The sequence below is a fragment of the Thalassotalea piscium genome, from assembly GCF_030295935.1.
Lineage (GTDB): Bacteria > Pseudomonadota > Gammaproteobacteria > Enterobacterales > Alteromonadaceae > Thalassotalea_B > Thalassotalea_B piscium.
On sequence record NZ_AP027362.1, the window covers coordinates 3482133 to 3497556 of the forward strand.

Consider the following 15424-nt stretch of genomic DNA (forward strand, 5'->3'; position numbering starts at 1 on the left):
TTAGTCACGTCCTATCATGCGGCTAATTACTGAAATAGTATTATCTTTTGAGACTTTCAAAAGAGAAGTCATTGCAAAGTAACTATTATTAAAATTTGCTGATGCTTTTAGTTTAAAGTATTCGCTATCAACAACAAACTGCTGTTTAAGCTCTTCTTTTATGTTTAATTTACTGGCTTCCGGCGAATTAAAAAAATCTTCAATTCTTTCAAAACCTTCTTCTTGCCTTGAACTTAATAATTGCTCTGCATCTAGTAATGATATATCAAGTAACGCTTGCAATAATTCTGGGCGTTCTTCAGACAACGTATTAATGTTAATTTTATGCTCATTATTGTTAGGGATCACACAAACAAAGGGTTTAATTGCATGAATAACCTCAATAGTAAAATGTTCAACGACCCTCAACTCATTAACGCTAGACAACAGACCATTAGCGGCGAGATAAGAATGCTCTTTACCAGAATAATCACTGTCTTCTGCTCCTCCTACGCTTGAAAGGTTACTATCACTATCTAACCAATCACTTAAGGAGTCTGCCAATTGTTCTGCTTCAAAAGTTGACGAGCCTATATTTTCAATATCTAAGGATATTATTAACCTCTCAAATGTTTGTCTAGCCACACTTTTTTTTACTGTTGTAGTATTTTCCTCTGGCTCATTTTGTAACGCATTTAAATTTAAACACGCTTGATGATCTGAAATTTCGCCAGTGATATTACCAAAGTCGACCGGATAGCTCGTCTCCCCTTGTGCCCAAATTTGTTGCAAATGGGTGATTTTGTCTTCATCTTTAAATGCGCGAGTTAAAACCCTTTTTGCAAATGCTTCTGCGCCCATTGCATACCAATATGCTTGTTGATTAAAAGCAATGTTTGTCGTTCGTTGGGTCTGTAGCTGTATGCGTGCAAGCATTTGCGTTGCTATAACCGCTGCTAATGCCACTAATAACATTACTGTAATGAGAGCTACTCCATTATCATTACGTTTCACAGTCTTCTCGTCTCTGTTTGCGTAGCTTCACTCTCACCAGCAACTAAAAATTTACGGGTAAGCACGCCTAAATCTTCTGTGTCTAATATAATGCTAATTGCCAAAGGTAATCGACCTTCCTCAATGGTTTTCTGCCATTTTTTTTGATAATAAAACTCAAAAGAAATACGCTCTACACCTGATATTAACGGCCTTATTTTGGGTTCTTCGCCAACCACACTATCAACAAAGTTAAAATGTAAACGTTGTAATTGTTTATCGTCAAGTCGATAAGCCACCGACTGCATGTCGCTACGCGGTATCAATAAACCTGGATTTGTCCAACCATATCGAACAAATGCCAAAGCATTATCAGAAGAAGCATAGCCATCAAAGCTTGTTCGAATAAAGTTTTTATCTGCAGCTTCACCTTCAATCCTCATACTACGATGAGCAATTTGTAATATGTCTCGCTCTATTATCATCCACGCGCGCTGTACTTCGTTTAAGCGTGTCATTTGCGCTTTAGAAACAGCTTCACTTTTAAGTACACCATCAAATAGACTAAAGCTAGCAAGACTTATTAGTGCAAATATTGCAACGGAGACAAGTACTTCTAGTAAGGTAAACCCTATTTGAGTTTTTTGGCTAGCATATCTCATTAGCGCGACTCATTTCTTGATAGATAAGTCATTAGGCTGGTCAGTGCTAGTTTATCATCTTCATTAAACTTAACTTCAACGACAATTGCACGCATATCATTGTCAGTAGTTTTAATCACCTTTTGAACCCAAAACCAAGTATGGCCCGCTAATTCAACTCGCCCCTTTCTGTTATCTTTAGGTGGCCAAGTTGTGTCTAAGCTCGCTTCTACAAGCTGATCGGAAGCTATCCAGTCGGCATAGGTTTTCTTTTCTAAAATTGAGAGATTATTCATATGCGTATCAGCCGTACTTAATAACGCAATGCCCGCAATTGAAAATATCGACAGGGCTAATAACACTTCAATTAGGGTAAAACCAATGTATCGACGGTTAAACATTATGCGCATGTGACGTTGGCGTTTATTCTGGCTCATAATAAACCCCGTCAATTACTGGCCCTTGAACTGTTAACGGTGTGGTGTACTTACCAATAACATCATAGGTTATTTCTTCATCTAAGCCGTTAGTTATTTCCCAGCCAAAGGTTAATTTAAACGGAGTAATATCACCACCAGATAATATATAAACCTGAGGAATGATGGGTTTTTCCTCTTCATTATCTAAGGTAAAATCGTCCTCGTCATCGGGTATAAACAATTCGCGGCTAATTAATGATGATGCTTCTGGCACTAAATCGTCATACACTATCGTTAATGTCATTTGATCGGGAAGTTGATAAAGACCAAGCGCAGCGATATCGTCTAATTCTACCCACTGAGTTCCGTTATAACCAACAAAGTGATAGCTACTTTTATCGAGCACTAAACCCAACTCAATGTTATTTAATAGGCCATATTGGGCAGCTAAATCAAAAATTCCAGCAAAACGTACACTTTCTTGCTGTAATTCAGACTCTGACTTATTGCTGTTAAAACTAAATTGTATTGCTGCAGCCATTAAACCAACAACCACGATCACAACTAACACTTCAATTAAAGTAAAGCCATTACGTTTTAGTTGGTTCGAGCTGTAGCTAGTCATAGTTAACCATCTACTATCAATGTTTATTGATAGTCGCCTAAGTTCCAGTTACCAATATCGTCGTCGGTATCGCTCACTCCATCGGGACCCATTGAGAATACATCCATTTTGCCATGCTCACCTGGGTTTAATAGTTGATAATCATTACCCCATGGATCTTTAGGTAAACGTTTTATATAACCACCTTCTGGGAAGCGTCGTGGTAAAGGCTCTATATCTGTTTCAGTTACAAGTGCCTCAAGCCCTTGCTCAGTTGTTGGGTAGCTATAGTTTTGTGAGCGATACATGCCCAATGCTGTTTCTAAAGCACCAATGTCAATGACCGCTTTTTGCTCTCTTGCTTGGTCTTGGCTGCCCATTAAGTTAGGTACAACCATACTCGCTAATATGCCTAAAATTACAATAACCACCATAATCTCAAGTAAGGTAAAGCCTTTTTGTTTTCTGTTGTTTCTACTACGTTTCATATTAACTTCCTATCATTGTATTTAGCTGTAATATCGGCTGCAATATTGCCATTACAATAAACAGTACAACACCTGCCATACTGATCATAATTGCTGGCTCTAATGCTTTCAGTGATATATTCATTATTGCCTCAAACTCGCGGTCTTGGTTATCGGCCGCACGGCCAAGCATATGTTCAAGTTTTCCACTTTTTTCACCACTGGCAATCATGTGAAGCATCATAGGGGGGAAGAGCTTGGTTTGCTCTAATGAAACACGTAAGCTTGACCCCTCTCGAACTTTACTCGCCGCTTCTTTAACTTTGCGCTTTATATGTAGGTTATTGAGTACTTCTCCTGAAATTTGCATACTTTCAAGTAACGGTACTGCACTTGCCGTTAATATACTTAATGTGCGAGCAAAGCGAGCAGTATTCAAACCCCGAGCTACTTTTCCGATACCAGGTAAGGATAATAAACGTTGGTGATATGCCAATTTAAATGATGGTCTTTGTAAAAGCCGCCCAAAAGCGATGCTAAGTAAAATTAAAAATAGAACAATATATAAACCATAATTTTGCAGAAATTCACTTGCTGCAATTAAAAATTGAGTGCTTTGCGGTAAATTAGCGCCCATATGCTCAAATTGCCCAACAATTTGTGGCACCACTTTCGTTAATAATATTACGATCACACCAATGGCAACTACCGTCATTATTATCGGGTACACCAGTGCTTGAATAAGCTGAGAGCGTAGTTGCTGACGTTGTTCTGTATAATCAGCTAAGCGATTGAGTACTTTATCTAAATGGCCTGACTTTTCCCCTGCGGCAACCATAGCGCGAAATAAGTCACTAAAGACTTGGGGGAATTCTGCCATGCTTTCTGCTAAGCCATACCCTTCTGTTACTTTAGTTCGAACCGCCATAACCATACTTTTAAGACTATTTTTATCACACTGTTCTGCAACAGCAAGAAGCGACTCTTCAAGTGGCAAACCAGATTCAACAAGTGTTGCTAATTGGCGAGTAATTAACGCAAGCTCTGTTGCAGATATTTTATTTCTACCACCAAAACGTGCTCTAGCCGAATTTTGTTTAGACTTTTGTAAGCTTGGGGTTACCTCTGTTGGGATTAGCCCTTGTTCTCTTAAGAGCGATCGAACTTGCCTTGGCGTATCTCCTTCTATTACACCTTTTTTATACTTTCCTCGCTGGTCTACCGCTTGATAATCAAATGCTGCCATAGTAATTACTCTTAGTCTTCACGAGTAACACGCAACACTTCTTCAAGTGTTGTTATACCAGCTAATACTTTATCAAAGCCATCCCGACGAATGCTTGGGCATATTTTACGAATATAGCGCTCAATTGCTTGCTCTGCTTTACCGTTGTGAATTAACTCTCTTACTTTATCATCAACAAATAGCAGCTCATGAATACCTGTCCGTCCTTTATAGCCTTTCTGATTGCACTCCTTACAACCAACTGCTCGGTAAATTGGCTGCTTGTTATCACGCGTTAATGATAATATTTTCAGCTCTTCTTCATCAGGTAAATGACTTTCTTTACAATACGGGCACAAGGTGCGAACCAGTCGTTGGGCGAGTACACCAAGCAAACTTGATGACAGCAGAAAAGGTTCAACACCCATGTCTTCCATACGGGTTATTGCACCAGAGGCTGTATTTGTATGCAAGGTCGACATAACCAGATGCCCTGTTAAGCTTGCTTGTACCGCTATCTGGGCTGTTTCTAAATCTCGTATTTCACCCACCATTACCACATCAGGATCTTGTCGTAATATTGCTCTTAATCCTCGAGCAAAGGTCATATCAACTTTTGTATTTACTTGTGTTTGCCCGATACCTTCAATAGCAAATTCAATCGGATCTTCTACCGTTAAAACGTTGCGCTCTTTATTGTCTATTTGACTTAAACCAGCATATAACGTGGTACTTTTACCTGAGCCTGTAGGCCCAGTAACTAATATAATGCCATGCGGTTTTTCAATTAGTTGCGAAAATATTTGGCGGTTATTTTCTGTCATGCCCAAATCTTGTAAATCAAGACGAGCAGAGTTTTTATCGAGTAAGCGCAGCACAACTCGCTCACCATGACCTGTAGGCATTGTAGATACACGAACATCAACAGCTCTACCAGCGATACGTAATGAAATTCTGCCATCTTGCGGAATACGTTTTTCAGCGATATCAAGCTTTGCCATTACTTTAATACGAGAAACTAACAATGACGCGAGTTTACGGTTTGGTCTAAGCACCTCGCGTAAAACTCCGTCTACTCGAAAACGTATTTGTAAGCTTTGTTCAAACGTTTCAATGTGTATGTCTGATGCGTTTTCTTTGATCGCTTCACTTAACATGGCGTTAATTAACTTAATAATCGGCGCGTCATCTTCGTTTTCAAGTAAGTCTTCGGTTTCTGTCATTTCATCAGCAAGCGAGTACAGATCGACCTCGTTACCAATATTTTCCATCATTTGTTGTGCTTCCGACGAATTCCTTTGATAAGCCTCTGTTAGCATAAATTCAAAGTGCTCAGGTGTTTCTATCTGCACAGTTATCGGCTGCTTAACGATACGACGTACTTCACTTAGCGCACTTACAGACACCGACTGTAAACAATGCACACAATAATGGTCATCAACACACTTCACTAATATGCTATGTCGTTTAGCAAAGCCGAACGGTAAGTAAACAACATCGCTACCGAGTTCTTCCAATACGGCGAGATCAATTGCTTCATCTGTTTCTATTTCAGTAGGCGCTGATTCAATCATGATTACTGCTCATTTTCCTGACGAGGTTTACCGATATTATTTTGCTCAGCTTGCTTCTTCTCGGTGTATTCATCAAATGATGGCGGCAATGAAAGCTCATCGTTCCATTCTGGTAATAATGGTAACTTTTTATCATCCATTAACGATAAACCATGTTCGATTCGATTTAATTCTTGGGCACGTATGTAATTATACTTTTCTTTACTAATATCATTCATTAAGCTGCCATCTCGAATTATCGTCGGCCTTAAAAACACCATTAAATTACGCTTACGCTTAGTATTGCTAGTAGATTTAAATAGATGACCAATAATGGGAATATCACCCAAAAATGGTACTTTTTGCTGACTCTCTTGAACATCTTCGTCAATTAGCCCACCAAGCACTATTGTTTGACCATTGTCAGCCATAACCGTTGTACTTAATTTACGCTTGTTAATTGATATATCGACACCCGTTGCACCACTTACTGATGAAACTTCTTGCACTATAGTGAGCTGCACTCCCGTTCCTTCGTTAACTCTTGGTGTAACTTTTAATTTAATACCTACTTCTTGACGTTCAACTGTTTGAAATGGGTTTCCGTTATTACTGCCAGCGGTTGATCCTGTTAAAATTGGGATTTCTTGACCGACTAAAAACTCAGCTTCTTCATTATCAAGCGTAGTAATACTAGGCGTTGATAATATATTAGAATTAGTGTCTGAACTTACTGCTTGTACAATAGCTCCCCAGTCACCTTTCATCAGTCCAATCATAGTTCCATTTACCGTACCCAGTAATTGAGCAAGTAAACTATAGTCACCTCGCGTGTCTGGATTTTTAGTGGTGATAGGATTTCCGTTACCATCAATCGTTGTAACAGTGTTACCTTCTTCTCCTCTGGCAGCTTCGGCAGCACCAGCAATAGCGCTTAATGAAGCAGGTCCATTATTGAACTGAGTAAATCCACCATTTTCATTATAAAATTGCACCCCTAAGTTAATGCCATCGCCTTCAAATACTTCAACAATAATTGCCTCTACAAGCACTTGCGCGCGGCGAATATCTAATTGACGGATAACGGTTTCAAGTGAGCGTAACATATCGGGTTGAGCTGTGATTACTAGGGTGTTGGTTGACTCATGCGCGTCGATACTAATATCACGTGTTTTACTGACTCTTGGTTGGTTTTTAGCGGTAGCACCTTCAGCTTCAATAGATGCACTAACGCCTTCAAGCACTTTAACTAAATCTTCGGCTTTGGCATATTTAAGATAATAAACGCGCGTATTGCCGTTGGTTTCAAGTTCACTGTCAAGACGAGATACTAACGATGACACTCTTTCTCTTGCTTGGCGTTCTCCGCTAACTACTACGCTATTTGTGCGGTCATCAGCAACAATTTTAGGAATAAGAAAAGTTGGTGTTGAAACGCCTTTTCCTTGCCCTGGTTGATTCATTGCTTCAATAATACGCACCATTTCACTCGCAGAAGCATATTGCAGTTTTATAATTTCAACATCTTGGTCGCCCGCTCTATCTACTCGCTTAATAATATTAACTAATCGATTGACCCCTGCAGCAGTACCAGTGATCATTATAACATTCGCTGGATCATAGTTAGTTACTGTACCACCACCTGCTTGATCTGATATTTGTCGTAATAATGGGGTTAACTCTCTTACCGTCACATTTTTAACTTCAACAACCCGTGTGACCATTTCATCGCCAACTCCTGGATTTTCTTCTCCAACCACAGGAATAGAAGACGACTTGGCTTCTTTTTTGCGAACAATTTTTACAATATTATTTTCCATTTGCACTGCAGCAAAACCATAGACCTCTAATACATTTAAGAAAAATTGGTAGTACTGCTCTTCTGTTAACAAGTCATAACTTCGTACATTAACTTTACCGCGAACGTTAGGATCAACAATCATGGTTTTTTTCAAATTTTTACCGACAATATTAATAAACTCTTCTAAGTCGGTGCCTTTAAAATTGGGAGAATATTGGGCCGCAGATGCCGAGGTTAAAAATACACTAGTACTTAACGCTACAGTCGCTAACATGAAAGCTAATTTTTTATACCAAGGCGCAGTTGCTGGTGTGCGCATGAAAAATTCCTTAAAACTAATTTATACTAAATAAAATCTCAGTAATGTCGCCATTACGATCAACAATAAGTGAGACTTCCGACTGCTCTTTAAGTTCTTGTAACGCTTGAGCTGCGTTACTCGGTACGGTTAAGTCATAACCATTAATTTGTACAGCAACATCGCCCGCCTTTAAGCCAGATGAAGTAAAGAATTCACTATTACTCCCTGGCATCAAACTATAACCAACAATGTTGCCCCCTTGGCGTTTAGGGCTAATTCTTAAGTAGTCCGTTATTTTGCCTGGGTCTTCGTTTAGATCGTCTTTTAACTGCTGAGTTGTTGCACTTAAACGCTCGTTATCTCGTTGATCAACAATATTGGGGCTAGTAAAGCTAGATTGAGCTCGGTTTGATGAAGGAGCTCTAGGTAATTCAGACTTACGTGTACCTATACTCGAGTGTTTTTGATATTTAAATCCGTCAAGCATCAATGTTTCGAGTTTACCATTAACTTTAATTAATACCCTATCATGAAAAACTTTCGCTAAAGTGGCTCGAGTCCCTATAATTTGCTCATCAATGCCATAAGTGGCTTGTTTACCATTGTTTTCGATAACTGCAGCTGCAATAGCCGCATTATCACTAGCAACAGCACCTGCTAATGTTAAGTTCAACTTTGTCTCAGGGGCGTCTTCGGCTTGTGCTAGTTCTACGTTTGGTACTTGCTTAACTTGGTTGTATTGACCAAATAAATTCAGTTGTTTTATTGGGTTAATGTCAATTGAATGAGGTGCTTGGCCTGCACTTCTTGAAAATTCATAACTAACCGAAGTAAAAGTGGTATCATTATCAAGCAGTAACCAAGTAATTTTTGCTGCTAAAAAAGCCACGTATATAAGTAGTAATACACAAATTACTTTTGCTGCTTTTTGTTGCGGAAACTTTAACAAAACACTGTTAAATTCATTCCAGTTATTGGGTAACTGCATACTGCTCTTTATTATATAAGTGATAAAAGTTAATAAATTGTTACTGATAATACGTCAGTGGATGCTTTCCAACAAGTTAACATCTTAATTTTTTACTATTATTTATAAAGTATAGCGAAAAAAATTACTCTATGATAACGTGCGCGGCCTTTTTATATCGATATAATAGCCTATATAATATGAACAAATATACAAGATTATGAAGCAAGATCAGCAACCTAAATTAAACGAAACTGTTCGCTTAGACAAATGGCTTTGGTCAGCTAGGTTTTATAAAACACGTGCGATTGCAAAACAAATGATCGACGGTGGTAAAGTGTTTTATAATGGTCAACGTACTAAGTCAGGTAAAGCGGTTTCAGTTGGCGATAAAGTAGTATTACGTCAGGGCTACGAGCAAAAAGAAGTAGAAATTATTGCTTTAGCCGATAAACGTCGAGACGCAGCATTTGCCCAAACACTTTACCTAGAAACCAAACAAAGTATCGAAACAAGAGAAAAAAATAGCTTAGCCCGTAAGCAAGGTATTTTACTTAGCCCTGCCAGCGATGTTAAACCTGATAAAAAGCAACGTCGCCAGATTCGACAGCTCAAAGAAAGGATCTAATTTGTGAACCAACCATTTGATGTATTAAACCGCTATTTATTTGATGACCTTCATGCACGAGGTGAATTAGTGCAACTGAGTAAAAGTTATCAGCAAATTATTGCAAATCATGACTATTCTGAAGGTGTACGACAATTACTAGGAGAGTTACTAACTGCTACTTGCTTATTAACGGCCACTCTTAAAATTGAAGGCGAAATTACAGTGCAGCTGCAAGGTGATGGACCGGTAGGATATGCGGTTATTAATGGAGACCATCAACAAAAAATGCGCGGAATCGCGCGTGTGACTGAAGTCACTGAAGCTTATGGTTTAAAAGCGCTAATTGGTAAAGGTAATATGGTAATCACTATCAGGCCAAAACAAGGTGAACCTTATCAAGGGGTTGTTGCTTTAGAAAAAGAAACACTTGCTGACTGTTTAGCTCATTATTTTGAGGTGTCAGAACAAATACCCACTAAAATTTGGTTATTTCATGATGATGAAAAACAAATGGTAGCTGGAAGCTTAATACAACTATTACCAGATGGTGATGATAAAGAACAGCAAGTGAGTGACTTTGAACATTTATGCCAAATTACCAATACCATAAAAGCAGATGAGATATTTACCCTTGATGCACAAACGATACTCTATCGCTTATATCATCAAGAAAAAGTAATGTTATTTGATCCACAAGCTGTTACTTATCAATGTAGTTGTTCTGCAGAAAAATGCTTAAGTGCAATTTCTCAAATTGAGCCAAGCGAACTGAAAAGCATTTTAGCTGAGCAAGGCAATGTTAGTATGACTTGTGATTATTGCTTAACTGACTACCGTTTCGATGAAAATGATTTAGTCGTTTTTTTAAGTGATAAAAAGCACTAAGCAATACTGTTGATCTTTATTGATACACAGGGGCATTATCACCATTTTTTTTGCCACTATAGTCAATTTCTAATTCAACTACTTCAATTGCTTTATTGGCGGCTAACTGCTGATAAAGTGAATAGAGCCGTGATCTATCATTTGGCGTAACACGATAGGTATTCGCGGCTATTTCAACTAGTGTATTATCAAGCCCTAATCTTACGATGTCTGTTGATGTTTGTGTTAAGGGAGTAACAATCACCAAACTCCCTTTGACTAACCCGTATTGTTTCATCGATACATTAAAAACTGTCGCTCCCTCAATTATCTTTTGGGTTTGCTCTAAAGTGAACAACTCACCATTTAATACCCTTTTTTGCAGTTGATTACCTGTCGTATTAGTTAGTTTTTTTATTGGTTTTACTGCTAATTTTTGGTTAACTTCATTTAATTTTTGTTGCGCTGTAGTTTGAGACTCAGCAACTTGTGGTAACTCATCTTTGATCTCATTATCTGTTGTTTTTGAACAACTGACATTTAGCCCTACAATGGCTACGAACAACATTTTTTTGAAGATAATCAACATTTAATACCCCTTGTTGACAGATTAAATAAAAAAGGCTGATGTTCACATCAGCCTTATAGCTAGGGGCTGTTAATCTTTCCTTTTAGGCTCTGCTATAGGCTATTTTTTAAGATAACAAGGCGAAAATAGTGCGATGTAGTTATTCTACCTTAACTATTTTTAACGTAGTTAGGTTGAGAAATAACCATAGCCCTTTGGGTTGTCTTGAAAAAGGGTCACTCTTTGTTGTTTAATGTGCATTTGGAACAACCAAATATTACATTAAGCGCCTCGATTGACACCTTATTCAAGTACAACAGAGCTATAAACTGAAAGATCTACAGCCCCTAGTACATTTTAGCTTTCGCTAAATAGAGTTATTTATTACGACGACGCAACAATGCTAGAGGTAATAACAATAAACTAAACAACCCGGTTGAGCCACCGCCGCTTTTCGGTTTAGGTTTTTCAACAACCGGTGCTGGTTTCTTATTTACTGTTACATTAACCGCCTTAATAACCGCATCTGTGCCATCATCCACTGTTACATTAAAAGTTAACGTTGAAGTATCACTTACACTAGGTGCTGTAAAGCTTAATTCTGTAGTGTCAGCGCCTGATAAGGTTGCTGTTGGTCCAGACGTTTGCTCCCACGCATAAGTTAACGCATCACCATTTGGATCGGTTGCAGAAACGCTTAATGTTACCGCACTACCTTCTTGCGCTGTAACATCATCTGAAGCAGTTACAAAGGGTAACCGGTTATCACATGCTAACGCATCACCCGCAACAACAGAGGATAGGAAGTTAGTTTCAACATTTGAAAAGTTAATACTATCAATTATCCAACCTAAGTTATTAACCACAGAATCACTTGCCACTCTGAACCTAAAGCGTACTTCGTTACCGTTTAATGCGCTACCAAAGCTAACTGCTTCATAACCGACATTAAAGCCTGTAAAACTGTTACGGCCAGGTAAACCAGGGTTATAGTCTGATAATTCATAAGTGTAGCCATCCCCTAAAAAGGTTCCCCCCATTTCAGTGACATCAGCCCACTCTCCGCCGTTTACGCTAATTTCAACAACACCGCCGTCCCAAGCAGCTAGCACTTCACCGGTTTCCTCATCTTCACTTACTTCAAAGTCAAAGTAATGGAACCAGTCAATAATGAAGTCACCTTCAAACCCTACGGTAAATGCGCGAGTTTCATAGGCAACATCTGAAGCAAAAGCATTATTTTGAATAAGTAAATATTGCTCACCTACATCAACACCAAAGTAATCAGGAAATAACGCAGCAAAACTTCCATCCATACTGGCAGTACCTTTGGCAAGTTCACCGCCTAACATGACATTTTCAGAAAAGTCATTCAAGGTAGACAAGGTCTCCATATCATCACTTTTCGATGCACTTTCTTCAAAACCAATATTTACCGTGGTAGTTAAAGAGTATTCACCCGCTTCAATTGCTTCATTTATTTCTGGAAAGGTAAGTTTTAAAACCAGCTCTTCACCAACTCCAGCGTCGTTAAGCGTAAATTCAATTGGCGCACTATCTGACTGCCCAAACACAGCGATTGAGTCAAAGCTAACTACCCCTTCATTGGCAAAGGTAACATCGTGTCCGCTTAACACCTCAACTTTACCCTGTATATTTGATAAAGATTCACTGCCTTTATTGCTTACTGTGAAGCTAACTGTGCCAGTTTCACCTTTGTCTAAAATGTTGTCATTTGTACAGTAGCCTGTAGTTAGCCCTTCATAATTTGCATTTAAATTATGGTTATTAACAATAAAGGTTGATAATTCAACTTTATCTGACTCTACTACACCTGCATGATCTGTTGAATAACGGCTTGGTGAAACTGCACCTAATCCCATTCCACGTTTAGCAAAGGCTGCTAAAATGACTTTGTAGTCTTCAACATCATTGGCATAAGCGGCGGCTAAAATAGCATCTCTAGCTTCGGTGTAAGTAGGTGCAATCGGTGTCATTTTGTAGCCAGCAACTAAATAGTCTTTCATTAAGTCTTTGGCTTCGTTAAAGCTGTGGCGATCATCATTTGCTAAACCAACAAAAGACTCCCAAAGCATAGTGGCCCAAATTTCACCTGAGTCATGAACACGAGCCGATATACCAATATCGCTAAAGGTTAACGGGTTAATCATCATATCAGTTGAATAAGGTACACGGCGTATACCAGAAGTAAACGGCGCTACATATGAAGTAGCCGAATAGGCACCATTATAGCTATCGTTACCAAGGATAGTGTTATCACTCTCTTCGGATAACAATAGTAAAGCATGGAAATCTCCCCACCCTTCGCCCATAGAACGGCCTTGGTTATTAATTAACCCGTTAGAATTACCTACTAAGCGATTGCTAATATAATGTCCCCATTCATGGGCAACAATACCGTTATCCCAAGAGCTCGCCTTAAAGTCTCGGCCACTTTGCTCACTAAACATTGAAATTGTAACATCTGCTTCCGCCATGGCAGCGTATACAGCAATACCATCGTTTTGCGAGATACTCATCGATGGAATGGTAATACGATCATCGTCACCTGACATAATAATTGTGGCATCACCATCTTTATTATTAGCAACGATTACGGCTATAGCACCAGCATTTTGCGCTGCTAATGCTTTTGATGTAAAGCTACAGCCGCCTCGGTCAATAATCGCAATATTGCCAGCAAGCGCACTTGTATTAATTGCTTCTTCACAACCATCATTGGTTACATCTGTACCATCATCAAGAATAACGAGTTTTCCAGTAACCTCTTCGAAAGTTTGCGGGCCAAAACGAGCTGTACGTCCTGAATCAAGTAAACCAATATCAGTTGAAGTGACGGTTACACCAAAATCTACACCGTTTTGCGCTGGTTTATCCCACAAATACATTTGCATACGTGGTGAACCACCGTCGGAAGGTGTCGACATGTTTGCGTTATTAGTGCCTGAATTATCCTGCACTTCAGCTAATAATGGATCACCCTCTACGCCACCACGCTCATAATTATTTAACTGCGCATTTCCGGCAACTTCATCAAAGCCATGATCATAAAAGTCATCATGTAAGTAGTTAATCATAAAAAACAGGTTAACAATTGCTGCTTTTCTATTATTGACAGAATACTCGCTTTGGCTTGCGTCATAAGCATAATCGAACGTTGCCGTTGATGTGGTTTCAGCAGTGTAGTCGCCGTTGGTTAAGCCTTGAGGAGCTATAGCATCAACATAAGCAACAACATTATTACCGACGGTTTCAGTTGCATCATCGGCTAGCCAGGCATCTTCAGTTGAAATAGGACCATGAGCAAGGCTCAGTAATGGTGCAGGTAAATATGCGGCACTTAAATAATCGAGCGGGTTTGCGTTTGAAGCTGCAGGGATAACATTCCCATGAGGACTATCAAATGGAGCCCCTTGTTCATCGGCATATACACGATAGTTAAATTCCGCCGCATGGCTGCTTAAGTCATTTTTAAATAATACATGTTGAGTTTTTGCATCAATGACATACGCAAAGAAAGTAGAATCAACCGAGTCAATTTCACTGACTTCAATTTCCACATAATGCGCAGGGATCAATCTCCCTTTTAATTCAAATAGCACTTTTTTTGCTCGTGGCGTGCCAATCAATTGCTTGCTCGTGTCTAGGTTTTCAACCTGAAACTCAGTGTATTGCCCTTTAACGTCTTGTGATGTTATTTTAATTGTTGCTGGATTGTTAGCACTTACTGAGAAAGCTTGCTTTATCGCGTTTGACGCATCACCAAATGCTAACGGTAGCGCTCTTAGTTGTGGCGATGAAAGTGCTACTGCAGATTTATCGGCTAAATAACCTGATGAAGCAACAAAGTTAAATGCCTCATCCATCATGACATTATATTCACGATTGAATATTTCAATACCTGCCACCTGCTGCTTGTATTTTGCTATATTTGCGCCACGTTTTTGTTCATGTACCGAAGATAAAAATACCTTGCTCGCACCTGATTTCTGACTTGAATAGCCGGTAAGTTGGTTGAGGTAGAAGTCCGCTGCGTATGCTAATTTTTTATCAGCAGCAATAGTTAATAAATTTGGCTTAGCGTGTTGCTTAGTCGCCCATTGAAACGTTTGTTGGTTGATACCGCGATCGAATTGATTTTGCATACCACTAATAGTGGCAACATCGCTAACGTTAGTGCTAGCGAATGCTTTATAAGATAGTTTTTGAGTTGAAAACGATTTGTTAGCACTATCATCAGCAACGGCACTCAATACCGTTAAGCTTAAAGCAGAGGTAACAACCGAGGCAACAAGCGACTTTTTAAACTTCATTATGATTCCTTCATTTATCTAATTATATTTATAAGTAAGCAATACCAGTATTTCAGGTATTGCTCAAGCTATCAGTATAAATAAGTTATCACAAAATA

Annotated in this window: 13 protein-coding genes; 2 read left to right on the top strand and 11 right to left on the bottom strand. The window is 39.0% G+C overall.

The features are described from left to right. From gspK to gspC, 9 genes are read right to left on the bottom strand one after another with little or no spacing between them, the layout of a single operon-like run. Positions 1-993 carry a type II secretion system minor pseudopilin GspK gene (gspK, locus tag QUD79_RS15530; RefSeq protein WP_286289008.1) on the bottom strand — a complete coding sequence of 331 codons (993 nt, stop codon included), beginning with the start codon at positions 991-993 and terminating at the stop codon, positions 1-3. Further along, positions 990-1634: a type II secretion system minor pseudopilin GspJ gene (gspJ, locus tag QUD79_RS15535; RefSeq protein ID WP_184424262.1), complete on the bottom strand. Its 645-nt coding sequence runs from the start codon at positions 1632-1634 to the stop codon at positions 990-992. Before gspJ ends, gspK begins: the two co-directional genes overlap by 4 nt. Beyond that, complete coding sequence (gene gspI / locus QUD79_RS15540; RefSeq protein WP_246454946.1) at positions 1634-2050, bottom strand: type II secretion system minor pseudopilin GspI; 417 nt, start codon at positions 2048-2050, stop codon at positions 1634-1636. Before gspI ends, gspJ begins: the two co-directional genes overlap by 1 nt. Further along, the gene (gene gspH, locus QUD79_RS15545) at positions 2037-2657 is read right to left on the bottom strand and encodes a type II secretion system minor pseudopilin GspH (protein ID WP_184424261.1); all 621 of its coding nucleotides are present in this window, start codon (positions 2655-2657) and stop codon (positions 2037-2039) included. Before gspH ends, gspI begins: the two co-directional genes overlap by 14 nt. A 23-nt stretch (positions 2658-2680) precedes the next feature. Further along, positions 2681-3124, bottom strand: a complete 444-nt coding sequence (gspG, locus tag QUD79_RS15550; RefSeq protein ID WP_184424260.1) for a type II secretion system major pseudopilin GspG — start codon at positions 3122-3124, stop codon at positions 2681-2683. 1 nt (position 3125) lies between these two features. Next, positions 3126-4349 carry a type II secretion system inner membrane protein GspF gene (gene gspF / locus QUD79_RS15555; protein WP_184424259.1) on the bottom strand — a complete coding sequence of 408 codons (1224 nt, stop codon included), beginning with the start codon at positions 4347-4349 and terminating at the stop codon, positions 3126-3128. 11 nt (positions 4350-4360) lie between these two features. Further along, positions 4361-5902: a type II secretion system ATPase GspE gene (gspE, locus tag QUD79_RS15560; RefSeq protein ID WP_184424258.1), complete on the bottom strand. Its 1542-nt coding sequence runs from the start codon at positions 5900-5902 to the stop codon at positions 4361-4363. Between the two features lie 2 nt (positions 5903-5904). After that, positions 5905-8001, bottom strand: coding sequence for a type II secretion system secretin GspD (gspD, locus tag QUD79_RS15565; RefSeq protein WP_184424257.1), 2097 nt, complete (start codon positions 7999-8001; stop codon positions 5905-5907). A 16-nt stretch (positions 8002-8017) separates the two neighbouring features. Then, positions 8018-8971 (bottom strand): type II secretion system protein GspC, encoded by a 954-nt coding sequence (gspC, locus tag QUD79_RS15570; RefSeq protein ID WP_184424256.1) that lies wholly within the window; start codon positions 8969-8971, stop codon positions 8018-8020. Positions 8972-9170: 199 nt separating this feature from the next. Here gspC and QUD79_RS15575 point away from each other — a divergent pair, with 199 nt between their 5' ends. Continuing rightward, the gene (locus QUD79_RS15575) at positions 9171-9578 is read left to right on the top strand and encodes an RNA-binding S4 domain-containing protein (protein WP_184424255.1); all 408 of its coding nucleotides are present in this window, start codon (positions 9171-9173) and stop codon (positions 9576-9578) included. Positions 9579-9581: 3 nt separating this feature from the next. Beyond that, complete coding sequence (gene hslO, locus QUD79_RS15580; RefSeq protein ID WP_184424254.1) at positions 9582-10445, top strand: Hsp33 family molecular chaperone HslO; 864 nt, start codon at positions 9582-9584, stop codon at positions 10443-10445. A gap of 16 nt (positions 10446-10461) precedes the next feature. On the opposite strand, the gene QUD79_RS15585 is transcribed toward hslO, so the two are convergent. After that, positions 10462-11013 (bottom strand): hypothetical protein, encoded by a 552-nt coding sequence (locus QUD79_RS15585; RefSeq protein WP_184424253.1) that lies wholly within the window; start codon positions 11011-11013, stop codon positions 10462-10464. Positions 11014-11369: 356 nt separating this feature from the next. Continuing rightward, entirely contained in the window at positions 11370-15326 is a 3957-nt protein-coding gene (locus QUD79_RS15590; RefSeq protein ID WP_184424252.1) for a rhombosortase-dependent M36 family metallopeptidase, read from the bottom strand. Positions 15327-15424 lie beyond the last annotated feature (98 nt).

Coding starts and splice junctions, on each gene's coding strand:
- gspJ (WP_184424262.1), bottom strand. CDS start 1,634: ATGAGATATGCTAGCCAAAAAACTCAAATAGGGTTTACCTTACTAGAA.
- gspI (WP_246454946.1), bottom strand. CDS start 2,050: ATGAGCCAGAATAAACGCCAACGTCACATGCGCATAATGTTTAACCGT.
- gspH (WP_184424261.1), bottom strand. CDS start 2,657: ATGACTAGCTACAGCTCGAACCAACTAAAACGTAATGGCTTTACTTTA.
- gspG (WP_184424260.1), bottom strand. CDS start 3,124: ATGAAACGTAGTAGAAACAACAGAAAACAAAAAGGCTTTACCTTACTT.
- gspF (WP_184424259.1), bottom strand. CDS start 4,349: ATGGCAGCATTTGATTATCAAGCGGTAGACCAGCGAGGAAAGTATAAA.
- gspE (WP_184424258.1), bottom strand. CDS start 5,902: ATGATTGAATCAGCGCCTACTGAAATAGAAACAGATGAAGCAATTGAT.
- gspD (WP_184424257.1), bottom strand. CDS start 8,001: ATGCGCACACCAGCAACTGCGCCTTGGTATAAAAAATTAGCTTTCATG.
- gspC (WP_184424256.1), bottom strand. CDS start 8,971: ATGCAGTTACCCAATAACTGGAATGAATTTAACAGTGTTTTGTTAAAG.
- QUD79_RS15575 (WP_184424255.1), top strand. CDS start 9,171: ATGAAGCAAGATCAGCAACCTAAATTAAACGAAACTGTTCGCTTAGAC.
- QUD79_RS15585 (WP_184424253.1), bottom strand. CDS start 11,013: ATGTTGATTATCTTCAAAAAAATGTTGTTCGTAGCCATTGTAGGGCTA.
- QUD79_RS15590 (WP_184424252.1), bottom strand. CDS start 15,326: ATGAAGTTTAAAAAGTCGCTTGTTGCCTCGGTTGTTACCTCTGCTTTA.